Origin of the sequence: Paludibacterium paludis (genome assembly GCF_018802605.1) — a bacterium.
Taxonomy (GTDB): Bacteria; Pseudomonadota; Gammaproteobacteria; order Burkholderiales; family Chromobacteriaceae; genus Paludibacterium; species Paludibacterium paludis.
In genome coordinates this window covers 846028-867217 of sequence record NZ_CP069161.1, presented here as the reverse complement: position 1 = coordinate 867217, position 21190 = coordinate 846028, and the positions used below count along the sequence as shown (strand labels likewise).

The following is a 21190-nucleotide window of genomic DNA, read 5'->3' as shown; positions in this document are numbered from 1 at the left end:
TCTGGCGGGGGTATTTTTTTGTTGTTCCGGTTCAGGATGTCTTCGGCAGTTCGGTAGCCGCGGCGTAATCCACCAGAAAATCGATCAACGCCTGCAAATCCGGTCCAATGAACTTTTCGCAATGCGTGACGATGCAGAAGCGCCGCGAGTACTCGTCTTTCATGGGTAGACGACGCACAAGACCATGAGCGATCGCGTCCTCGGCGGCGATGCGCGACACGAAAGCAAGACCGGCGCCATGCGTCACGGCGCTGATGATCGCTTCAGTGGCATTGACTTCCAAGGCGACCCGCTTGTGTTTCAGACGACTGCCGATGGCCGACTCGAAAAGCTCGCGGCTGCCGGATCCCATTTCCCGTACGACCCAGGGCTCGCGTTCCAGATCACTGACCGTCAGCGGCTCGTCCATCGCGATACGGCTGGCCACCGGTGCGATCACGATCATCTCATCCGAAATCCAGGGAAGCTTGTTGAGGAAATTGTCATAGGCCGCGCACTCGATCAGGGCCATGTCAAGCTCGGTGGTCTGCAGCTTGGCGCAAATATCCGCCGTCGAGCCGACGAACACGGTGGGAAAACCCACCCCGTTCTTGGCATGGTTCTGCTGCAGCAGCTTGGGCAGCAGGTAATTGCCGATGCTCTTGGTCGCGCCGATCTTCAGCTTGCGGTAGTTATCGCTGTCGTCCGTGAAGAAATTTTCGATCTGATTGATCCGCTGGATCAGCTCATCGATATACGGCAGCAGCCGCTTGCCTTCCGCGTTGAGAATCAGACGGTTGCTGACGCGGTGGAACAGTTTTTTGTCAAACTGGCGTTCCAGTTCCTGCAACGTTTGGGAAACAGCCGGACGGGTCAGAAACAACTTTTCGGAGGCATTGGCGATCGAGCCTTCCTGGGCCACGGCCAGGAACGCACGCAGCTGGCGTATCGTAATATTCATCGGGGCTTTCTTAGGTGGGTGTTCTTACGTTATACACCCTCCGTCAACCCATGGCTTTGATAGCAGTCAACGACAAAAACATCGCTTAATGCCTGCAAGTAAATGTTAATAACATAAAGACAGGCGAAATCTGAAATTTCCCCGAGCAGGATAGGCCTAGGATGATGCCGTACAAAATACAAACCATAGGGACATCATCATGCCATCCGGACTCACAACCTTTAACGCCGTCGATACAGTATCGCATACGAACTTGACTCAGATCTGTACCCGGAAAAATCAACCCACCCCCCTTGCGGCCTCAGCAGAACGGGTAAGCACCCTTCCGATTGCGCCGACACAACCCGCCAAAGCAAACCCCACGCAGCAATTGCTGACAATGATGCTCGGCCATGGCATCGCCACGGCCACCAATACGGAAAACCGCCAAACTTTCATCCCGAACCGCCAGGAAACACCGACGGAGCCCCGCTCTGCGACACAGCAGAGTCTTTTGAGCACAGCCGACTATAACCAGTTGAAGAATCATCCTGCCGAAACCATCAAGACATGGAGCAAAAGCAAGCCAGACCAAGTAACGTCCTTGCTGCAAAACGGGTTGCGGCAAGCGATCAATACCCATGATGAAGGATTCGTCCGGAACATCATCGGAAACTCGCAGGCAAGAAACCGGCTGGGCAGCGGCATGAACGACACGACCCTGACGAAGAAAAACGAGTTTTACGGCGAGTTGCTCAGCCTTGCCGTCAGCGCATCGACACGCCCGGGAGGCAACGCGAAAGTGGTTGAAGCACTGCTGAGCATGAAGCATTTCACGCGCCATTTGAATGTCAGCGACTATACCGAAGCGTTGCGGCAAGCCACTTCAGAGACGCAGAGAGCCAGCGCGACCACAATCGGCGCCTTGCTGAATACCGGAAAAATCCGCCTGGTCAGCGCATCGGGCAAACGCGTCGATCCGCGCCGTCATCTGGACAACGCGCCGCTCCTGAATCAGGTCGCCACCGCCGTGCATGACGTCGCACCGCAAGACCCCCGCCTTCTGGGCGCGTTGACCAAGTTTGCCGCCATGAACCATCTGACAGCCCGACAATACGGGGAATTGCTGAGCAATGAAGTGCCGTTGACCCAGTCAACCACCCCCAACGGCCCTCACTGGATCGAGTATTTGAGCAAGAAACCGGTGGACGACTCATCCTTGGCCAAATCACTGAACATGGCGATCACGCAAAATAACGAAGCGGTATTCCAACAGCTGCTGCGAAACGGGACGCTAGGCCAGCTTGACGTCAAGGGGACCCAGTCCGTGCTGGCACTTCTCATCCGCTCGGAGTCCCCTCGAGCCCCCGACTGGCTGGCCGCATTCGAAAAGGCCGCAAACGTCACAAGTGCCCAGTACGCCGACCTCAGCCTGGCCCTGCTGGACAAAGCGTCACCGGCCATTCAGCGGTATGTTCTGAACACTCATGCCTCCCTTCCCGGGGCTGGCAAGCGCCTGCTCAACCGGTTCAAGGGCTCCGATGACCACAAAGCCGCATTGCGCAATGCCCTGATCAATGATCTGCCTCTGTGGGTCGACCGCGAAATGCAATCGCAAGGCTTCACCGAACCGCTCCAGAACAAAATCGCTACACTCTACCCTGCGCTCGGCAAAGGCAAGGTTCTGAGCCGGCTGCTACAGCTGGAAGCACGAAAACCCGTGGGAAACCGCGATCAGGCCCTGGTCGACTTCCTGATCAAATCAGCCGGGACACTCGGCAAGGATCAGCCGTTGACCTCCTCCGGCACGGTGGCCCGCACCAATCTGGTGAATCGCTACGAAACGTCCACCGACTCTGTGGTGCACGAAGGTTTCCCCGCCAACGGCTAATCCGCTTCCGATGCAAAAAAAAGGAGAGGCCTGAGCCTCTCCTTTAGCTTACCGGCCGGGGAACCCCCGGTCGTTTCACATTACTTCTTCAGTACTTTGACCTTGTAACGGCCATCGTCCTGCTTGTAAGCACCGTGGATGTCGGTGTCGAAGCCCGGATAGTGCTTGCCGATCTCGATCAGCATGAGCAGGAAGTCCAGAACCGCAACGCTTTCCTCGGTGATCATTTCGCCCGGCAGAACCAGCGGTACGCCCGGGGGGTACGGCAGGATCATGTTGGCGTTGGTGCGGCCAACCAGCTCTTCCACATACACTTCTTCGGTCTCGTCGTTCAGGACCTTGGTGAAGGCTTGATGCGGGGTCATTTCCTGCTGCGGCAGCACTTCGAACGCGTGGTACATCATGTCCGGCAGCTTGAACTTGCGCATCAGGTCATGGATACCCTGAGCCAGTTCCTGGATACGCATTTCGCCGTAGAACGACGGGTTTTCAGCGTACAGGCCCGGCAGGATGTTCTTGACCTTCATGTTCTGATCGTAAGCGCGCTTGAACGCGGTCAGCGTACGCAGCAGCTTGAGCGACTTGGACTTGTCGATACCGATCGAGAACAGGAACAGCAGGTTGTACGGACCGGTCTTCTCAACAACGATACCGTTCTCGTCCAGGTACTTGGACACGATGGAAGCCGGGATACCGGAGTCTTCCAGGGTGCCGTTCTTGCTCATACCCGGGGTCAGGATGGTGACCTTGATCGGATCGAGGTACATGTGGTCGGCGTCGAGGTTCTTGAAGCCGTGCCATGCATCTTCCGGCTTCAGCGGCCAGCAATCGGCTTCCTCGATACCTTCCGGCTGCCATACATCGAAGAACCAGCCAGTCGATTCAGCGCGCAGCTTCTTGATTTCCTTACGGAAGTTCAGAGCGCGTTCAACGGAGTTCTGGATCAGGCGACGACCGGAGTTACCCTTCATCATCGCAGCGGCGATTTCGGTCGAAGCCACGATGCCGTATTGCGGCGAGGTCGAGGTGTGCATCATGAACGATTCGTTGAACGTTTCATGATCAACTTCGCCCTTGATGTGAATCATCGAAGCTTGCGAGAACGCGGCCAGCAGCTTGTGGGTCGATTGGGTTTCGTATACCACTTTGCCCGGAACGGTCGCGCCGCTCATGCCGTACTTGCCCTGGTACATCTTGTGGAAGTTGGTGTACGGAACCCAGGCGCTGTCGAAGTGCATGTGCTTAACGTCGAGGGTCTTCTTGATCCACTCGGTGTTGTACAACAGACCGTCGTAGGTACTGTTGGTCACGACGGCATAGGTCGGCCAGCTGGCGTTCGGAGTCGCGGCGATCTTCTGCTCGATGACTTCGCGGGTGAACTCGCTCTTCGGGATACCACCGAGGATACCGTAGGCGTTACGCGACGGACGGAAGTAGATCGGGGTCACGTTGCTCATCATCATCAGATGGGTGAGCGACTTGTGGCAGTTACGGTCAACCATGATGGTGCTGCCGGACGGAGCGGCGAACATACCGACGATCTTGTTGGCGGTCGAGGTACCGTTGGTCACGATGTAGCTCGAGGTCGCGTTGAAGACCTTGGCGATATATTCTTCGGCTTCCTTGTGCGGACCGGAGTGGTCAAGCAGCGAGCCCAGTTCCGGCATGGAGACGGAAACGTCGGCCTTGAAGGTGTTCGGACCGTAGAAGTCGTAGAAAATGCTGCCGACCGGGCTCTTCAGGAACGCGGAGCCGCCCAGGTGACCCGGGGTGCAGAAGGTGTACTTGTTTTCGTCAACGTACTTGAACAGAGCCTTGGTGAACGGAGGCATGATTTCGTCAACATAAGCCTCGACACCTTGGCGGATCTTGGCGAAAACATCCTCGGCCTGACCCATGTGGTATTCGAAGAAGCTCAGGTTCAAACGCAGGTCGGCAAGGTTCACGTCCAGGACGATGTTCTGATTCGCAAAGCCGAACAGCGGAAGCTTTTCGTTCAATTCGCTGATCTGGGCACACAGTTCCAGACCGAAATCATCCCAGTCGAACACCACGGAAGCCACACGCGGATTTTGTTCGATCAGCTTGATCAGGTCTTCACGGCTGTCGGGGTAGATAACCTCGTAACCGTTGTTGGCCATTTCTGCATGAAGTTCCTGCAGAGGTTCAGCCTTGAACTGCGGTACATCTTTGCTGGTAAGAATCAGAATGGTCTTCATAAAAGTCCCTCTCTTGGGTGAAACAGCATGCGGAGATTCCGGCGGAGCTGGAATTCGCTCCGCATGCGATCAGGTAAATCGTTCAATACCGCTTACAGCGCTTACTCGGCGTGGGTACCGGCAGCCTGGCGACGACCCATCTTGTTCGCGTAGAACATCAGGATGGTCAGCGATACCAGGAAGGTAGCCATCAGCGGGGTGGCATCGGCACCGGCCAGAGCCACGAAGCAGAAGCCGCAACCCACGATCGAGGCGATCACGGCAATGACGCTCTTGGTGGTCATGCCTTCGAAGCGAATCAGGTTGATGCACGAGTAGAAGTACGGCAGCAGGGTCAGCAGCACGGCGATCGAGGTCAGCTGGCTGAACAGACCGGAGGCATTGCCAGAGCCGGCGAAGAAGTTCAGGGCCAGGAGCAGCAGCGTCATTTTGATCGAAGCGAGCACCAGACCGGAGCGGGCAACGCCGCGGCTGTCGGTTTTGCCATAAATGGCCGGGAAGTTGCCGTCATCGGCAGCGCGCTTACCGGCTTCGCCAACCAGCATCATCCACGAACCGAGCGAGGTGAAGCAGGCGAAAGCGGTGAAGGCGGAAACAAATTTTTCAGTCCAGGGGCCGAACATGTGGCTGGTAGCCAGAGCGAACGGAGCACCGGAAGCCGCCATTTCCTTGGCCGGGAACATACCACCGATCACCTGGGTGGACGAGATGTACACCAGACCGGCAAGGCCAGTACCCAGCATGGTGGCCAGCGGAACGTTGCGCTTCGGATTTTCGACCTGACCGGTGGAAACGGAGGCGGACTCAACACCGACGAAGGCCCACAGGCACGAGATCACGGCGGTCACAACGGCCATCGGGGCGGTTTTGCCGGAAGTGTTCCAGTTGGCGACATAGGTCGTGGAGTCGAACCAGGCCCAGCCCACGGTGGCGGTCAGCACAACCGGGATCAGGATCAGAATCAGGCCGAACGAGGTCAGACGGCTCACCCAGGTACCACCCATCAGGTTGACCAGGGTAAAGATCCAGACAACCACGATACTGGCCATGGTCGCGATGAACGGATCGTTCAAGGCGGGGAAGAAAGCGGACAGATAAGCCACACCGGTCACGGCGATGGCCAGGTTACCGATCCAGTTGGCGTGGTAGTACAATACGCCGGTCTGGAAACCGAAGGCCGGGGACACTTCACCGGCGTAAGCGATCGGACCACCCGATTGCGGGTTGACCGTACCCAGTCGGGCGTAAACATACGCCAGGCACATGGCGCCGAACATGCTGACAAACCAGCTGAAAACAGAGATGGAACCGATGTGTGCAAGGTTCGCCGGCAGAAGGGCGATACCACTACCCATCATGTTACCGGCCACCACACCGATACACGCTAACAAACCGATTTTCTTGGGTGTAGAAGACATTTTTCGAGTACCTCATGTTTTGACTTTGGCCTCGCCCTAACAGGCGATGGTATCCGTCTGTTCCCGATGAAAAACCCGACACGCGGCAATCTTTCCGCCTTGTGTCCAAACGCTCTGAAAACCTGCTACCACTGCTTTTCACGAGTATCAGACTTTTCTTACATTCCAGATTCTAGTGCAATTCGGTTCATTACTACATTCATTAATAATGAATCACTAATTAAGGCTTTCTTACTTGCTAGAGCGAGAAGAAGTCGAAATCCGCCAACGGCAATGGTCTACGACATTGTCTTTTCTCAAGAAATTGAAGCAAGAATCGTCTTCCTGAGACAGGCGGGGCGATTTTAAATATGTCATTATTAATAATGAAACTAATATATAAACGCACAACTGCCATAACTGTATAGCATCGTTTTCTGGCAAGTACATGCAATTTTTTTGACGAGAATCAACCTCGGGGATGGTGTTGGCGATGCAGCGCTTTCAAACGCTCGCGCGCGACATGGGTATAAATCTGGGTGGTGGAAATATCGGCATGCCCCAGCAACAGCTGGACGACGCGCAGGTCGGCGCCGTGATTGACAAGATGGGTCGCGAATGCGTGGCGCAACGTATGAGGACTCACCGGAGGAAGACCGGCGGAACGGGCGTAGCGGACAATGAGAAACCAGGCCATCTGCCGGGTCAGCGGACCTTTGCGCTGAGAAATGAATACCGCATCATTTTCCTTGCCGGCCAGCAACACTGGGCGTGCGTCGACAAGATAGCGCTCCAGCCATTCGCGGGCCACCTCCCCCATCGGCACCAGCCTCTCCTTGCTGCCCTTGCCCATCGTCTTCAGGACGCCGGCCTGTAAATCCAGCTGGGAGAGTGTTAATCCGACCAGTTCGGAAACCCGCAAACCACAGGCGTAAAGCAACTCGAGCATCGCCCTGTCTCGCAAACCGAACGGCGAGGCCACATCCGGCGCATCGAGCAAGGCCTCGACATGCCGTTCCGACAGGGATTTTGGCAAGCGCTGACCGGTGCGCGGCGCACTCAGACGATCAACCGGATCGTCTTCGCGCAATCCTTCCGCATTAAGGAATCGGAAAAAACGCCGGGTTGTGCTCATCAGCCTGGCACGGGTCGCCGGTTTGTCGGTGTCGGCGCGGATCAGAAGCGCCCGCTCAATGGCGGCGCGGTCCGCTCGCATCAGATCGCAATCACCGTCGGTCGACAGGCGTTCGCTCAGTTTGGCCAAGTCCCGGCGGTAGGCGGCGCGCGTGTTGTCGGACAAACCGTCTTCCAGCCATAACGCTTCCAGAAAACGCTCAATCAGCGCCGCATCAGAGCTCATGGGCCAGCAACCAGCGCTTGATGGGGAGGCTCAGAAGGCTGTCGTCAGCGGCTCCGTTGAAACCACCGATCCCCGAAACGGCCACCACCCGGTGGCATGGAACGATGACAGGAACCGGATTGCGCCCACAGGCGCCGCCAACCGCGCGCGCGACGGACCCGATATCCTCGGCCAGCGTCGTGTACGTGATGGTTTGTCCCTTCGGGATCCGCGCGATGCGCTCCCACACACGCACTTGAAACGGCGTGCCTGTCAACTCTATCGGCACGGAGAACCGGAAATCGGCATCAAGAAAATACTGCTCCAACTGGCGCACGGTTTCCACGGCCACAGGAGAGGTCGGCGCCCGCAGGGCTTCGCTGCGGTCCAGAAAACGGATCTCGCGAACATGTTCACTGTCGGTACGCACTCCCAAGCGTCCGAACGGCGCTTCGATCACGGCGCTCCATGGCATACAACGCCTCCTTCCCAAATAGAAAAAGCGCAAGGCCATGCCTTGCGCTTTTCATCATACCGGAATCCGGGAAGCTTACGCTTCTTTGCGGGTCGGCAGCTTTTCCTTGATACGAGCGGCCTTGCCGGTGCGGCCACGCAGGTAGTACAGCTTGGCGCGACGCACGTCACCACGGCGCTTCACTTCGATCGAGGCAACCAGCGGAGAGTAGGTCTGGAAGGTACGTTCCACGCCTTCACCGGCGGAGATCTTGCGCACGATGAAGGCGCTGTTCAGACCGCGGTTGCGCTTGGCGATAACCACGCCTTCGTAGGCCTGCAGACGTTCGCGGTTACCTTCCTTTACCTTGACTTGCACGATGACGGTGTCACCGGGAGCGAAGGAAGGAACGGTTTTGCCAAGGCGAGCGATTTCTTCTTGCTCGAGTTGCTGAATCAGATCCATGTCAGGACTCCTGTTTTTTTGCGGGGGCATGTTCCTGCTGAAACTCTGCCAGCAGCCCTGCCTCCTGTTTGGATAATGTTCGGTCTTTCAGAAGATCGGGGCGATTAAGCCACGTCTTTCCGAGCGACTGTTTGAGTCGCCATTTGGCGATCAGGGCATGATTACCGGACATCAACACATCCGGCACCCGCATGCCGCGGTATTCTTCGGGACGGGTGTAGTGCGGGCAATCGAGCAGGCCCGAAACAAACGAGTCCTCCACCGCCGAAAGCGAATCGTTCAATGCGCCCGGCAACAGCCGCACGATCGTATCGATCAGCACCATCGCAGGCAGCTCTCCGCCGGACAACACGTAGTCGCCGATCGAGATTTCCTCGTCGACAACACGGTCGAGCAGCCGCTGATCGATGCCTTCGTAACGTCCGCACAACAGCACGAGACCCGCTTCGCCGGCGAGCGCTTGCGCCTTGCCATGCGTCAGGGCCGGCCCCTGCGGGGAGAGATACACCACCCGGGACCGGGCGACTCCCGCTTCCCGCTGCGCGTTCCTGGCAGCATCGACGGCTTTCTCCAGCGGCTCGGGCTGCATGACCATTCCGGGACCTCCGCCGAAGGGACGATCGTCCACCCTGCGATAATTGTCCTCGGTAAAGTCACGCGGATTCCATGCGGCAAACTCCCACAGCCCCATTTCATGGGCCCGGCGACTGATGCCGAAACGGGTCACCGCCTCGAACATCTCCGGGAAAAGGGTGATGGCGTCCACACGCATCAGAAATCGAGACCCCAATCCACCTCGATGGTACCCGCCTCGATATCCACTTTGCCGACGAACTGCTCGACGAAAGGAATCATCCTCTCCGTCTTGCCATCGTGAACGACCAGGATATCGTGCGCTCCCGTACCCAACAGTTTTGTCACCTTGCCGAGCGCCTGGCCCGACCGGTTGACCACATCAAGACCGATCAGATCGGCCCAGTAATACTCATCGTCGTCGGGTTCCGGCAACTGGTCCCGCAGGATTGCGACTTGCGATCCCTTGAGACTGTCCGCAGCGTCGCGGTCGGCCACTCCTTCGAGTTTGGCCACGAGCGCCTTGGGCTGGACCGCACCGTCTTCGAAACGGTAGGTTTTCCAGACGCCATTCTTGCCGATCAGCCATTCGGGATAGTCGAACAGACTGTCTTCGAATTCGGTATCGGCATGGACTTTCACCCAGCCGCGAACCCCGAAGGCGCCACTGACATAGCCCATAACCACGAGTTCGTCGTCGCGCATTGCTGGGGTACCCTTCAACGTCATGAAAAAAGGCGCTTAGGCAGCGACTTTCAGTTCCTTGACCACGCGAGCGACGGAGTCGGACACCTGGGCACCCACGCCGATCCAGTAGTTCAGACGGTCCATGGTGACGCGGACGCGCTCTTCCTTCTCGTTGGCAACCGGGTTGTAGAAGCCCACGCGCTCGATGAAACGACCGTCGCGACGGCTACGGGAGTCGGTCACAACGATATTGTAGAACGGACGGTTCTTGGAGCCGCCGCGTGCCAGACGAATCACTACCATTGTCGATTGTCCTTGTATAAAAACGGTATCGTAGAAAAGCCCTCGATTCTAGGGCATTTTTCCCTTATCTTGCAAGCGCTTAATTACCCGCGGCCTGCGGCGCTTCATCGGCCAGGGCTTTGGCGACAATCGTCAGCGCCCGGTCTTCAGGGTGGGGCTCGACCTTGAAGCCCAGTTTGTGCATGAGCTTGAGCATGCCCTTGTTGCCCGCGAGAACCTCTCCGCGCATGACGGCCAGCCCCTGATCCCGCGCCGCATCGAACAGCGCCGACATCAGGATGAAACCGATGCCCCTGCCCTGCCAGCGGTCGGCCACTTCCAGGGCGAACTCGCAACTCTCGTTATCCGGATCGGTGATGAAACGGGCCACGGCCAGTTGCTCCTCCTTGCCCGCTTCATCGACGCGGGTCATCGCCAGCGCCATTTCGCGATCGTAATCAAGCTGGGTGAACCGGACCAGCATGGTCTGGGATAGCTGCTTGATGCTCGACATATAGCGGTTGTAGCGGCTCTCCTCGGACAGATTGCGCACGAATTGCTGCTGCATGTCGGCGTCTTCCGGGCGGACAGGACGAATGATCACATCGGTGCCGTCCGTCAACTTGGCGTTTTTCACCATCCGGGTCGGATAGGGCATGATGGCCATGTGCCGGTAATTGCGGCGATCCGGCCTGGCCTTCTCGACGATGATCCGCGCATCCAGGGCGATCACCCCGCGCTCGTCGGCCACCAGGGGGTTGATGTCCATTTCGCGGATTTCCGGCATCTCGCACACCATCTCCGACACATGCAACAGCACCGCCTCGAGTTCCTGCCGATCGATGGGAGGAAGGTTCTTGAATGCGCCGAGGATTTTCCCGATGCGCGTCTTGTCGATCATGCTGTTGACCAGATAGCTGTTCAACGGCGGCAAGCCGAGCGCCCGGTCCTGCATGATTTCAACGGCAATGCCGCCCGCGCCGAAAGTGATCACCGGACCGAACGATGTATCGTGCGTCACCCCGACCATCAACTCCCTGGCAAAGCGCCGCTTGCGCATCGGCTGAACGGACACCCCTTCGATGTGGGCATCCGGCCGCAGGGTACGGGCGCGCCCCACGATATCGGCGAACGCCTGGCGCAACGAGGCTTCGTTGGCGATGTTCAGCTCCACTCCCCCCACATCGGACTTATAAATGATGTCGGGCGAATCGATCTTGAGTACAACCGGGTAACCGTTCTTCTGGGCCAGTTGCACCGCCTCGTCTTCATTGCGGGCAAGATGGGTCGGATTGACCGGAATCTTGAAGGCCGCCAACACTTCCTTGGACTCCCGCTCCGACAGGACGTTGCGCCCTTCTTTCAGCGCCCGGTTCACGACCCGGCGCGCCCGCTCCGCGTCGGCGGGCTCCTGGCGACCGCCCAAGGGGCCCGGCGTTTGCAACAACAGCTGCTGGTTGTGGTGATAATTGGCCAGGTTGCGGAACACCTCGATCGCGAATTCCGGCGCGCTGAAATGCGCGCATTTGGCCTTGCTGAACAGCTCCCGGCTCTCCGACACCTTCGCCTCGCCAAGCCAGGAGAGGAACAGCGGCTTGCTCGCTTCGCGCTGCAGACCCACCATCAATTGCGCTGTCGTCAAATGATCCGTTCCCGACTGCGGGGTGAAAATCACCAGAACCCCATCCACACCGGGATCGTCCAGACAGGCTTTCACCGCGGTGCGGAAACGGGCCGGGCTGGCATCCCCGATAATGTCCAGGGGATTGCCGTGCGACCAGTTGCGCGGCAACACCTCGTCAAGCAATTCGATTGTCGCCGGCGACAGCTGCGCCAGCTCCACACCGTAGGTGTACGTGCTATCGGCCGCCAACACGCCGGGCCCGATACCGTTGGTCACGATCGCCAGCCGGCGGCCCTGCACCCGGTAATTGGCCGCCAGCACCTTGGCAGCGGTAAAGAGCTGGGCAATGGTATTCACCCGCAGCACCCCCGCGCGGGACAGCGCGGAGTCGAACACATCGCCGCTCGCCACAAGGTTGCTCGAATGCGTTACGCCGGTCACGCTGTCTTCGAAACGGCCCGACTTGATCACCACGACCGGCTTGGTTCGCGCCGCGGCGCGCATGGCGCTCATGAAGCGTCGCGCATCGTGAATGTGGTGCACGTGCAACAGGATGCCCTGCGTGAAGTTGTCGGCGACAAGGAAATCGAGAATCTCCCCGAAATCCACGTCCAGCGCCTCGCCCACCGAAATCACACTGGAAAAGCCGATACTCTTGCCGTCGGCCCAGTCGAGCATGGCCGCGCACAGCGCGCTGGACTGCGACACCAGCGCGAGGTTGCCGGGACGGACGCGGTTGCTGTAATTGGTCGCATTGAAGCCCGCCACAGGGCGCATCAGCCCCAGGACATTGGGGCCCAGAACCCGGATACCGTAGTGGCGCGCGATCGACAGCGACTCGTTGAGGATTTCGCGTTCGAGCTGATCGCTATCGGAAAACTCTTTGGCCAGCAGCACCGCCTTGACACCCTTTTTGCCGCAGTCCTTCACAATGCCGGGCAAGGCGCGCAGCGCGGTCGTCACCACAGCCAGGTCGACCGCTCCTTCGATCAGCCTCACGGACTGAACCGCGGGCATGCCCGCCACCACCTTGTGGTTGAGATTGACCGGATAGAGCTTGCCCTGGAAGTTGCCCGCCAGAAGATTGGAGAAAACGGCCTGCCCGATGGAACCCGGCTTGTCGCTGGCACCGACAACCGCCACGTTTCGCGGCGAAAACAGCGGGGTGAGGTAATGCGGTTTCATCGTTATGATATCCCGAGCGAGGATGGGCCTGGCCATCCGGGTTTCAATAAAAGGTTCCGAGAGCTTCCGTCAGACTTCCGACTCTGCGGGAGTGGCAATTTGGGATCAATATTGTTAATCTTTACTGTTTCACGACAACCATTTATTGCGTCGCATCAATATGACGCGTTGCGACTCTCGTCGCAACGGGAGCCGCATCATCATGACGAAACGAGTCGTCACACTCGCCCACTATTACACCCAGCCCGAAATCCAGCAGATGGCCGACAAGGTCGGCGACAGCCTGGAGCTGTCCCTGTTCGCCAGGGAGGCCGAGGCCGACACCATCGTTTTCGCCGGCGTGCGCTTCATGGCCGAAACCGCCAAGATTCTCAACCCCGCCGCCACCGTGATTCTTCCCGACGCCGGCTCCACCTGTTCGTTGGTGACCCAGACCGATATCGTCGCCCTGAAGCGCTGGCGCGACAGCCACCCCGATCACGTGCATGTCGCCTACATCAACTCCAGCGCCGAGCATAAGGCCCTGTCCGACTGGATTGTCACTAGCCGCAATGTCGATGACATCATTGCCCACCTGATTGGCGAGGGCAAGAAAGTCATGTTCTCTCCGGATCGCAACATGGGCGCCTATCTGAATTATCAGTATGGCTATGATATGCCTTTATGGTCTGCCGTCTGCGAGGTTCACGACAAGTTCAATGAAGCGGCGCTCAATGAGGCGCTCAATGCCGTACCGGGGGCATCGCATCTGATCGCCCACCCGGAAAGTCCCCTGCCCGTGCTCAAGCAGGCCGAATACGTCGGCTCGACCTCCGGCATGCTCAACTGGGTGAAACAGTATGAGGGCAACCCCAAGGATGTCATTTTCGTGGCGACCGAGGACGGTATCCTCTACAACATGGGCCTCGCGCGACCGGACCTCGATTTGAGGCAAGCGCCGATCTACGCCGGCTGCCAGTGCAACTCCTGTCCGTACATGAAGATGAACACGGTCGAAGCTGTGCGGCGCGCGCAACAGGGAGAGGGTCTCGTCATCGACTATCTGAGCCCCGAGGCGATCGAGGCGGCCAGAAAACCCGTCGAGCGCATGCTCGAATTCAGCCGACGTTACACCCTCTGATCCTTGCTCGCGAACCCGCCTTCCTGGCGGGTTTTTTGCGACACGCGCCGCCAACCGGACAAAGTGCCGTCCCATACACTGTTTTCTTGGACTCGCTGGGGGGATACAATCAGCACGTTTCCCAGGAAAGGCACCGATGAAGTTTCTGATCAGCAATGACGATGGCTACAATGCCGAGGGAATTGCCGTGCTTGCCAGAACGCTCGCGCGCCATGGCGAAGTGATCGTGGTCGCACCCGAGCGCGACCGCAGCGGCGCCAGCAACTCCCTGACGCTTGACCGCCCCCTGAGGGTGCGCGAAGCGCCCAGCGGCTTCCATTACGTCAACGGAACGCCGACCGATTGCGTACACCTGGCGGTGACGGGCCTGCTCGACTCGCCACCCGACATGGTGTTTTCCGGGATAAATCATGGTCCCAATGCCGGCGACGACACACTCTACTCCGGTACGGTGGCCGCGGCGACGGAAGGTTACCTGCTGGGCATTCCCTCGGTCGCCGTTTCGCTGGCAGGCTACTCCGGCCGCCACTTCGCCACGGCGGCCGGCATCGTCGACCGCCTCGTCGAACGCTTCAAGGCCGACCCCTTCGAAAAACCGGTGCTGCTCAACGTCAATGTGCCCGACATCCCGCCCGGGGATCTGGCCGGCACCCGGATCACGCGGCTTGGGCGCCGCCATGCGGCCGAACCGGTGATCAAGGCCGCCGATCCGCGTGGCCAGACCATCTACTGGATCGGTCCGGTGGGCAAGGAGGCGGATGCCGGCGATGGCACCGACTTCTGCGCGCTCGCCAACCGTTGCGTGTCGATCACCCCCCTGATGATCGACCTGACGGCACACAGCCAACTGGACGGACTCGATACATGGCTCAACCCCTGACCCCCGCGCGTACGGATTACGGCATGCTGTCCAACCGGACCCGGATGCGTATGGTGGAACGATTACGCCAATCCGGAGTCAAGGATGAAAGGGTACTGGCAGCCTTGTATGAAGTTCCCCGTCATTTGTTCGTCGATCAGGCCCTGGCAACACGGGCTTACGACGACGTTTCGCTCCCCATCGGACACGGCCAGACGATCTCCCAGCCGCTGACCGTGGCACGCATGACGGAACTGCTGTTCGCCGGGCGCCAGTCCGGAAAAATCCTCGAAATCGGCACCGGCTGCGGGTACCAGACCGCCGTGTTGCTGAAAATGGGGGCGGAAGTCTACTCCATCGAACGCGTCGCCGCGCTGCTGGATACCGCGCGGCAGAATCTGCGCGCGGCGCGGCTCGTGCAGGCGCGACTCGTTCACGGCGACGGCCATTTCGGTCTGCCGGAGGCCGCCCCTTTCGATGGCATCATAATGACCGCGGCCGCCAAGGCCCTGCCGGATGCGCTGGTCGCCCAGCTGGCGCCGGGCGGGCGGCTGATAATGCCGATCGGCGATACCGAGCAACATTTGTGGCTTATAGAGAACACCAGCCAGGGGATGCACAAAACCCGGCTGGATCCGGTGAAATTCGTACCTTTGCTACCGGGACGCAGCTAATGACAAAGAATTTTAACAATTATCCGACATACCTTCTCTGTCGGACAATTTACAAAACATACCGACTAGCATATAAAAATCTTGGAATGACAGGAAAGCGGTTCGGAACGCTGGCGCGTATCGTCAGAATGCTGCCTCTGGCGGCTCTGGCGGCATGCACCACCATGGTTCAACAACCGGCTCCGGTGGAACGGCCGGCAGGCACGGCGCCGTCGGTAAAGGCTCCGGCCCGGGAGCCGGACACGACAACGGCCAAGGCAACGCCCTACCGGCAAGGCGCGCCGCTGAGAACGGCGCCGGCCGCGCAAGGGTCCGGCGCGTACGTGGTGCAACCCGGTGAAAACCTGTTCCGCATTTCGCTCAACCACGGGCTGAAATACCAGGATGTGGCGAAATGGAACAATTTGCCCGACTACAACATCAAGGCGGGTCAGACCTTGCGGCTGACACCTCCCGAGGGCGGCGCGACAGGAGCCGCGGTGGCAGAGGCGCCGGTCGCCAGCGCAGCGGCCGGCCAGTCGGGAACGGCGGTCAAGACCTATCCCAAGGCCTTGAAACTGCCCTACTCGGCCGATGCCGCCAAAAAGATCGCCAGCCAGAGCGAAGGCGTCAACGGCAAGACAACGGTTTCGGCACCCAAAGCCGATGCCAGCGGCCCAGCGGTCGAAGGGAAAAAGCGCGAGGCAAGCCAGGCCCGCGCCACGGCGCCGGCATCGGCCGCTGCAAGCGAGAAACCGGCGGCGGCCGACGAAGACTCGGTAAACTGGATATGGCCTACCGAAGGGAAGATGCTAAAGGGCTACTCGGATAGTAATAAAGGTCTTGATATCGGCGGCCGCAGCGGACAGGCGGTGCTGGCAGCCGGAGAAGGCAAGGTGGTGTACAGCGGCAACGGCCTGCGTGGCTACGGCAAACTGATCATCATCAAGCACAACAAGACTTTCCTTTCCGCGTATGCGCACAACAGTCAACTACTGGTCAAGGAGGGGCAGTCCGTCAAGAAAGGGCAGAAAATTGCCGAAATGGGCAACACCGATGCGGATCAGGTAAAACTACATTTCGAAATTCGCCGCTTCGGCAAACCGGTTGATCCGATGCAGTATCTGGACAAAAAACCCTGATCGGGGGGGAACGGACTCCCCCGCTAGCACAGGGATTCAATCAGGCGGGGGAAGCCATGAGCAATGAAACTGATATTCTCGAAGACGAAGAGCTTGGCGAAGAGGAGCTGACGGAAGAAACCGCGGCAGAAGCCGACACCGAGGAGGCGGCCGAAACCCAGTACGTTCACGATGAAGTCGCCGATGTCACCCAGATCTACCTTAACGATATCGGCAACAACGCCTTGCTGACACCGGCGGAAGAACTCGAACTGGCGCGCCGGGTCGTCAACGGCGAGTTCGAAGCCAGGCAAAAGATGATCGAGCACAACCTGCGGCTCGTCGTCAACATCGCCAAGCACTACATCAACCGCGGCCTTGCTCTGCTCGACCTGGTCGAGGAAGGCAATATCGGCCTGATGCACGCCCTGGAAAAATTCGATCCCGAACGCGGCTTCCGTTTTTCCACTTACGCCACCTGGTGGATCCGCCAAAGCATCGAGCGCGCGATCATGAACCAGTCGCGCACTATCCGGCTGCCGGTTCATGTCATCAAGGAACTGAACGTCTACCTGCGCGCATCACGGCATCTTGAGAGCCAGATCGGCCGGGAGCCGACCCTCGAAGAAATCGCCCAGCAAGTCGGTAAACCGGTCGACGACGTGCGCCGGGTAATGAACTTGAACGAACGAATGGCTTCGCTGGATGCCCCCCTGGATATCGATCCCATGCTCTCCATTGGCGAATCGATTCCCGACGAGCAACACGAAGAACCGGAACTGCAGCTGCACAACACTCAGCTCGAACGGTTTGTCCATGACTGGATGAGCCAGCTGAACGACAAGCAGCGCATGGTCATCGAGCGGCGCTACGGCCTTAACGGGCACGAAATCTCAACGCTCGAGGAGTTGGCCGCCACGCTCAGCCTGACACGCGAACGCGTGCGCCAGATCCAGATCGAGGGACTTGAGCAATTGCGCCGCATCCTGCGCCGCAAGGGAATTTCCAAGGACTATCTGCTCTGACGCGACATGATCGACACGCCCCGGGTTCTCCGGGGTTTTTTTTGTCTATGAGCAAGAAATAAGCCATATAGATACCAAGCAAACATACGGATTGCATTGTTCGCCGCTTCAGCGCACTATTTAACAAGACCACTTGCATACCCAAGGACTGCGTCGCGTGTTTACCTGGTTAAAGAATCGTTGGCACAGCACCGGCCTCACCGCTTTTGTCACCCATCCGGACTGCCTGACCCACAATATGGGCGTCGGTCACCCAGAGTGCCCCGAACGGCTTGTCGCCATCCGGGATCAACTGATGGCCAGCCAGATCCTGGACAGTCTCCAGGAAGTCGAGGCCGCGCCGGTCACGGAGCTGCAACTGGCGCGCGTGCACCCCCCCCGCTACGTCGATTATATCGAGGCTTGCGCGCCGACCACCGGCACCTTCCGCATGGATCCGGACACCGCCATGTCCCCGGGAACCCTCAGTGCCGCGCGTCATGCGGCGGGCGCGGTCATCACGGCCGTGGATCTGGTCTGCGAGCAAAAGGCGCCCAATGCGTTCTGCTCGGTGCGCCCTCCAGGCCATCACGCCGAAAGCGCCAAGTCGATGGGTTTCTGTTTTTTCAACAACGTCGCCATCGGTGTGGCGCACGCACTCTCCGCGTACAAACTGGAACGGGTCGCCATCATCGATTTTGACGTGCACCACGGCAACGGGACGGAAGAGATTTTCCGGGACGATCCGCGGGTCATGATGGTCTCGACCTTCCAGCATCCCTTTTACCCTTATTGCGGCGATGCCCCGCTGGGTCCGAACATGCACAATGTGCCGCTCAAGGCCGGGAGCACGGGGCGCGAATTCCGCGAAGCCGTCGAAACCATCTGGCTGCCCGCGCTGCACGAATTCCAGCCTCAGATGCTGTTCATTTCGGCGGGCTTCGACGGGCATCGCGAAGACGACATGGGATCGATCGGACTCACCGAATCGGACTACGAGTGGGTCACCCGCCATCTGATCCAGATCGCCGACCTGTATTGCCAGGGACGCATCGTGTCGGTGCTGGAAGGCGGCTATGACCTCTCGTCGCTCGCCCGCAGCGTCGCCGTCCACGTCAAGGCGCTGTCGGATTTCTGAGTCAGAGCCCCAGCCGTTTGGCGGCCCTGAGCGTCGCCGCCATCCGGAGTGCCTGGCGCCGTTCGGCGTCTTGCTCGACCCGTCGCACCAGCGCCTCGCCGGCGTGTTCCGGCACTCCCGCCTCGAACGGCGGGTGCGGGTCGTATTCGATGGCGAGCGCAATGCCGCGCGCCACGTCCTCTCCGCACAGCAGGGCCACCAGAAAAAGACCGAAATCGATCCCCGCCGTCACTCCGCCTCCCGTGATGCGATTGCGGTCCATCACGATGCGCCGCGCATCGGGGATCGCCCCCAGCAATGCCAGCTGGTCTCGCGACATCCAATGGCAGGCGGCGCGATAGCCCCGTAGCAGTCCCGCGGCGGCCAATACCAGGGATCCCGTGCACACCGACGTCACATAGCGGGCGCCCTGAGCCTGACGCCTCAGGAAGTCGAGCGTCTCCTCGTCATCCATCAGGGCAATCTGACCGCTTCCGCCCGGAACGCACAGCACGTCCAATTGCGGGCAGTCGGCGAAGGTTGTGGTCGGCTCGATCCGCCACCCATGCCCGGTCGCCACCGGCACACGGTCTTTCCAGATCAGGTGCAGTTGCGCGTCGGGCACGGAGCCGAACACTTCGGCCGGGCCGGTCAGATCCAGCTGTGTCACACCGGGGAACAGCAGCAAACCGAAATGCCGGGAGGTTTTCATGGTGGGGCTCCTTCCTTGCGATCCGCCTCAGCGGTTGATGGCGATGATGGCCGGCCTCCCGTTGAAGGCCGAGAACCAGATCTGCCCGTTGCCGATCATCACGCCCTGGTAATTGCAGAAAAGCTGCGCAGGATCCTGGCCGAGGATCGCCCGGTATACCTTGTCCGTGAACACATGCTTCGCCGAACGCATCGCCTGGGAGCGCCCCATCGGGCGTCCGCTCACCCGCACCGGAAAATGAGTCAGACCGATCAGCGCCCTCGCATCACGCGCCTCGGCCGCGGTCTTGAGCCGCGCGATGAAACGCAGCACGTCGTCGCGGCTTTCGATGCCGGCGATGGACAGATCCGGGCATGACGGCCCCAGACCTTGCGGGGCGTCCGCCAGGGCCGGGCTCGCGCAGAGCCATGCCGCCCAGAACAGCAACGCTTTTTTCACCATGGCCGCACCCTTTTGCGATGTCCAGCGCCAGAGACGAAAAAAGGGGCCATCGGCCCCTTTTTCAGCGATTGGCCGATTGATCGTCGGCCTTGGCGCCGATCTTGTCTTCGCGCCCGCTCAACAGATTGATCAGGTTGGATTTGTGCCGGTGCACCACCAAAATGGCAATGATCAGACACGTTCCGAAGTAAGGTCCTTGCGTGCCGACAATGAAAAAGGCGTACACTGGCGCGAGTACCGCCGCGGTCAGCGCGGACAGCGACGAGATCTTCACCACCACGGCCATGAAAAGCCAGGTGGCAAGACAGGCGAGCGCCAGCCACGGACTGAAACCGAACAGCACCCCCACCGCCGTGGCCACGCCCTTGCCGCCCTTGAAGCCGAAAAAGACCGGCCACATGTGACCGATGAGCACGGCAAGGCCGCTCAACGCGATCTCCTGCTGGCCAAGACCGTACGTCGCGCCAAGGCTGGCCGTCAGGAAAACGGCGACCCAGCCCTTGGCGCCGTCGCCGATCAATGTCAGCAGCGCGGCGAGCTTCTTGCCGCTTCGGAGGACATTGGTGGCGCCCGGATTGCCCGAACCGTATGAACGCGGATCGGCCATGCCCATGAGACGGCTGACAATCACGGCGAACGACAGCGAGCCGATCAGGTAAGAGGCAAGAATAAACGCAAAAGCTGTCGTGCTCATGACAGATCCACTAGAATGGAAAACTTCGAATTTTACGGTATTGGACAGTAAACCCCAACTGTCTTGCTCGAATGGATATCATTTTTTTACGAGAAATGCGCGCCCAGACGGTTATCGGCGTGTACGACTGGGAGCGCAAGGCGCCCCAGACCGTGTTGCTGGATCTGGAGATCGGCATTCCCAGCGAAGTCCCCTGCCACACGGACGACATCGGCGACACGATTCATTACGCGGTCGTCGCCGAACGGGTGCGCGAAGTGCTTGCCCTGCAGCACTTCCTGCTGGTCGAGGCGCTGGCCGAGTTCATCGCCCGCTTCATTCGCGACGAGTTCGGCGCGCCTTGGGTCAAGGTGGCGGTCACCAAGCCCGGCATCCTGCCGGAAGTGCGCGCCGTCGGCGTGCAAATCGAGCGCGGGCACCGTCCGCGCTGAGTG

At 59.4% G+C, this 21190-nt stretch carries 21 protein-coding genes; 8 read left to right on the top strand and 13 right to left on the bottom strand.

Annotated elements, in window-relative coordinates:
• Positions 1-31: 31 nt before the first annotated feature.
• The gene (locus tag JNO50_RS03855; RefSeq protein ID WP_189536162.1) at positions 32-940 is read right to left on the bottom strand and encodes a LysR substrate-binding domain-containing protein; all 909 of its coding nucleotides are present in this window, start codon (positions 938-940) and stop codon (positions 32-34) included.
• A gap of 199 nt (positions 941-1139) precedes the next feature.
• On the opposite strand from JNO50_RS03855, the gene JNO50_RS03850 reads away from it, so the two are divergent.
• Positions 1140-2810, top strand: coding sequence for a hypothetical protein (locus tag JNO50_RS03850; protein WP_189536164.1), 1671 nt, complete (start codon positions 1140-1142; stop codon positions 2808-2810).
• 80 nt (positions 2811-2890) lie between these two features.
• On the opposite strand, the gene JNO50_RS03845 is transcribed toward JNO50_RS03850, so the two are convergent.
• From JNO50_RS03845 to JNO50_RS03805, 9 genes are all read right to left on the bottom strand, one after another.
• Positions 2891-5029 carry a lysine decarboxylase LdcC gene (locus tag JNO50_RS03845; RefSeq protein ID WP_189536166.1) on the bottom strand — a complete coding sequence of 713 codons (2139 nt, stop codon included), beginning with the start codon at positions 5027-5029 and terminating at the stop codon, positions 2891-2893.
• A gap of 101 nt (positions 5030-5130) precedes the next feature.
• Positions 5131-6447 carry a cadaverine/lysine antiporter gene (gene cadB, locus JNO50_RS03840; RefSeq protein ID WP_189536168.1) on the bottom strand — a complete coding sequence of 439 codons (1317 nt, stop codon included), beginning with the start codon at positions 6445-6447 and terminating at the stop codon, positions 5131-5133.
• A gap of 448 nt (positions 6448-6895) precedes the next feature.
• Entirely contained in the window at positions 6896-7786 is an 891-nt protein-coding gene (gene xerD, locus JNO50_RS03835) for a site-specific tyrosine recombinase XerD (RefSeq protein ID WP_189536170.1), read from the bottom strand.
• A complete protein-coding gene (locus JNO50_RS03830; protein ID WP_189536172.1) occupies positions 7776-8240 on the bottom strand; it encodes a methylated-DNA--[protein]-cysteine S-methyltransferase in 465 nt (154 codons plus the stop codon). The genes xerD and JNO50_RS03830 overlap by 11 nt, the downstream gene beginning before the upstream one ends.
• A 75-nt stretch (positions 8241-8315) precedes the next feature.
• Complete coding sequence (gene rplS / locus JNO50_RS03825) at positions 8316-8684, bottom strand: 50S ribosomal protein L19 (protein WP_189536174.1); 369 nt, start codon at positions 8682-8684, stop codon at positions 8316-8318.
• A gap of 1 nt (position 8685) precedes the next feature.
• Positions 8686-9456 carry a tRNA (guanosine(37)-N1)-methyltransferase TrmD gene (trmD, locus tag JNO50_RS03820; protein ID WP_189536176.1) on the bottom strand — a complete coding sequence of 257 codons (771 nt, stop codon included), beginning with the start codon at positions 9454-9456 and terminating at the stop codon, positions 8686-8688.
• On the bottom strand, positions 9456-9962 hold the full coding sequence (gene rimM, locus JNO50_RS03815) for a ribosome maturation factor RimM (protein ID WP_189536178.1): 507 nt from the start codon (positions 9960-9962) through the stop codon (positions 9456-9458). The genes trmD and rimM overlap by 1 nt, the downstream gene beginning before the upstream one ends.
• A 36-nt stretch (positions 9963-9998) precedes the next feature.
• Positions 9999-10247 (bottom strand): 30S ribosomal protein S16, encoded by a 249-nt coding sequence (gene rpsP / locus JNO50_RS03810; protein WP_189536180.1) that lies wholly within the window; start codon positions 10245-10247, stop codon positions 9999-10001.
• A gap of 79 nt (positions 10248-10326) precedes the next feature.
• On the bottom strand, positions 10327-13035 hold the full coding sequence (locus JNO50_RS03805) for a bifunctional acetate--CoA ligase family protein/GNAT family N-acetyltransferase (RefSeq protein WP_189536183.1): 2709 nt from the start codon (positions 13033-13035) through the stop codon (positions 10327-10329).
• 202 nt (positions 13036-13237) lie between these two features.
• Here JNO50_RS03805 and nadA point away from each other — a divergent pair, with 202 nt between their 5' ends.
• The 6 genes from nadA to JNO50_RS03775 all read left to right on the top strand — a co-directional run bounded on the left by nadA (position 13238) and on the right by JNO50_RS03775 (position 18930).
• Complete coding sequence (nadA, locus tag JNO50_RS03800; RefSeq protein ID WP_189536185.1) at positions 13238-14155, top strand: quinolinate synthase NadA; 918 nt, start codon at positions 13238-13240, stop codon at positions 14153-14155.
• Positions 14156-14291: 136 nt separating this feature from the next.
• Positions 14292-15035 (top strand): 5'/3'-nucleotidase SurE, encoded by a 744-nt coding sequence (gene surE, locus JNO50_RS03795; protein ID WP_215796483.1) that lies wholly within the window; start codon positions 14292-14294, stop codon positions 15033-15035.
• Entirely contained in the window at positions 15020-15688 is a 669-nt protein-coding gene (locus tag JNO50_RS03790) for a protein-L-isoaspartate(D-aspartate) O-methyltransferase (RefSeq protein WP_189536188.1), read from the top strand. The genes surE and JNO50_RS03790 overlap by 16 nt, the downstream gene beginning before the upstream one ends.
• A gap of 86 nt (positions 15689-15774) precedes the next feature.
• Positions 15775-16809, top strand: coding sequence for a peptidoglycan DD-metalloendopeptidase family protein (locus JNO50_RS03785; RefSeq protein WP_189536190.1), 1035 nt, complete (start codon positions 15775-15777; stop codon positions 16807-16809).
• Between the two features lie 56 nt (positions 16810-16865).
• Complete coding sequence (gene rpoS, locus JNO50_RS03780; RefSeq protein ID WP_189536193.1) at positions 16866-17813, top strand: RNA polymerase sigma factor RpoS; 948 nt, start codon at positions 16866-16868, stop codon at positions 17811-17813.
• 157 nt (positions 17814-17970) lie between these two features.
• Positions 17971-18930: a histone deacetylase family protein gene (locus JNO50_RS03775; protein WP_189536195.1), complete on the top strand. Its 960-nt coding sequence runs from the start codon at positions 17971-17973 to the stop codon at positions 18928-18930.
• A gap of 1 nt (position 18931) precedes the next feature.
• On the opposite strand, the gene JNO50_RS03770 is transcribed toward JNO50_RS03775, so the two are convergent.
• The 3 genes from JNO50_RS03770 to plsY all read right to left on the bottom strand — a co-directional run bounded on the left by JNO50_RS03770 (position 18932) and on the right by plsY (position 20756).
• On the bottom strand, positions 18932-19621 hold the full coding sequence (locus JNO50_RS03770; protein WP_189536197.1) for a DJ-1/PfpI family protein: 690 nt from the start codon (positions 19619-19621) through the stop codon (positions 18932-18934).
• 27 nt (positions 19622-19648) lie between these two features.
• Positions 19649-20062 carry a hypothetical protein gene (locus JNO50_RS03765; RefSeq protein WP_189536199.1) on the bottom strand — a complete coding sequence of 138 codons (414 nt, stop codon included), beginning with the start codon at positions 20060-20062 and terminating at the stop codon, positions 19649-19651.
• Between the two features lie 61 nt (positions 20063-20123).
• The gene (gene plsY, locus JNO50_RS03760; protein ID WP_189536201.1) at positions 20124-20756 is read right to left on the bottom strand and encodes a glycerol-3-phosphate 1-O-acyltransferase PlsY; all 633 of its coding nucleotides are present in this window, start codon (positions 20754-20756) and stop codon (positions 20124-20126) included.
• Between the two features lie 71 nt (positions 20757-20827).
• Between plsY and folB the strand changes: the two genes are divergently transcribed.
• Positions 20828-21187, top strand: coding sequence for a dihydroneopterin aldolase (gene folB / locus JNO50_RS03755; protein ID WP_189536203.1), 360 nt, complete (start codon positions 20828-20830; stop codon positions 21185-21187).
• The last annotated feature ends 3 nt before the right edge of the window (positions 21188-21190 follow it).

What these genes read in the sequence shown, in the direction of transcription:
- rpsP (WP_189536180.1), bottom strand. Translation starts at nt 10,247, where the DNA reads ATGGTAGTGATTCGTCTGGCACGCGGCGGCTCCAAGAACCGTCCGTTC.
- JNO50_RS03850 (WP_189536164.1), top strand. Translation starts at nt 1,140, where the DNA reads ATGCCATCCGGACTCACAACCTTTAACGCCGTCGATACAGTATCGCAT.
- JNO50_RS03830 (WP_189536172.1), bottom strand. Translation starts at nt 8,240, where the DNA reads ATGCCATGGAGCGCCGTGATCGAAGCGCCGTTCGGACGCTTGGGAGTG.
- nadA (WP_189536185.1), top strand. Translation starts at nt 13,238, where the DNA reads ATGACGAAACGAGTCGTCACACTCGCCCACTATTACACCCAGCCCGAA.
- JNO50_RS03845 (WP_189536166.1), bottom strand. Translation starts at nt 5,029, where the DNA reads ATGAAGACCATTCTGATTCTTACCAGCAAAGATGTACCGCAGTTCAAG.
- plsY (WP_189536201.1), bottom strand. Translation starts at nt 20,756, where the DNA reads ATGAGCACGACAGCTTTTGCGTTTATTCTTGCCTCTTACCTGATCGGC.
- cadB (WP_189536168.1), bottom strand. Translation starts at nt 6,447, where the DNA reads ATGTCTTCTACACCCAAGAAAATCGGTTTGTTAGCGTGTATCGGTGTG.
- folB (WP_189536203.1), top strand. Translation starts at nt 20,828, where the DNA reads ATGGATATCATTTTTTTACGAGAAATGCGCGCCCAGACGGTTATCGGC.
- JNO50_RS03770 (WP_189536197.1), bottom strand. Translation starts at nt 19,621, where the DNA reads ATGAAAACCTCCCGGCATTTCGGTTTGCTGCTGTTCCCCGGTGTGACA.
- rpoS (WP_189536193.1), top strand. Translation starts at nt 16,866, where the DNA reads ATGAGCAATGAAACTGATATTCTCGAAGACGAAGAGCTTGGCGAAGAG.
- JNO50_RS03805 (WP_189536183.1), bottom strand. Translation starts at nt 13,035, where the DNA reads ATGAAACCGCATTACCTCACCCCGCTGTTTTCGCCGCGAAACGTGGCG.
- JNO50_RS03785 (WP_189536190.1), top strand. Translation starts at nt 15,775, where the DNA reads ATGACAGGAAAGCGGTTCGGAACGCTGGCGCGTATCGTCAGAATGCTG.
- trmD (WP_189536176.1), bottom strand. Translation starts at nt 9,456, where the DNA reads ATGCGTGTGGACGCCATCACCCTTTTCCCGGAGATGTTCGAGGCGGTG.
- xerD (WP_189536170.1), bottom strand. Translation starts at nt 7,786, where the DNA reads ATGAGCTCTGATGCGGCGCTGATTGAGCGTTTTCTGGAAGCGTTATGG.
- rplS (WP_189536174.1), bottom strand. Translation starts at nt 8,684, where the DNA reads ATGGATCTGATTCAGCAACTCGAGCAAGAAGAAATCGCTCGCCTTGGC.
- JNO50_RS03790 (WP_189536188.1), top strand. Translation starts at nt 15,020, where the DNA reads ATGGCTCAACCCCTGACCCCCGCGCGTACGGATTACGGCATGCTGTCC.
- JNO50_RS03765 (WP_189536199.1), bottom strand. Translation starts at nt 20,062, where the DNA reads ATGGTGAAAAAAGCGTTGCTGTTCTGGGCGGCATGGCTCTGCGCGAGC.
- surE (WP_215796483.1), top strand. Translation starts at nt 14,292, where the DNA reads ATGAAGTTTCTGATCAGCAATGACGATGGCTACAATGCCGAGGGAATT.
- rimM (WP_189536178.1), bottom strand. Translation starts at nt 9,962, where the DNA reads ATGCGCGACGACGAACTCGTGGTTATGGGCTATGTCAGTGGCGCCTTC.
- JNO50_RS03855 (WP_189536162.1), bottom strand. Translation starts at nt 940, where the DNA reads ATGAATATTACGATACGCCAGCTGCGTGCGTTCCTGGCCGTGGCCCAG.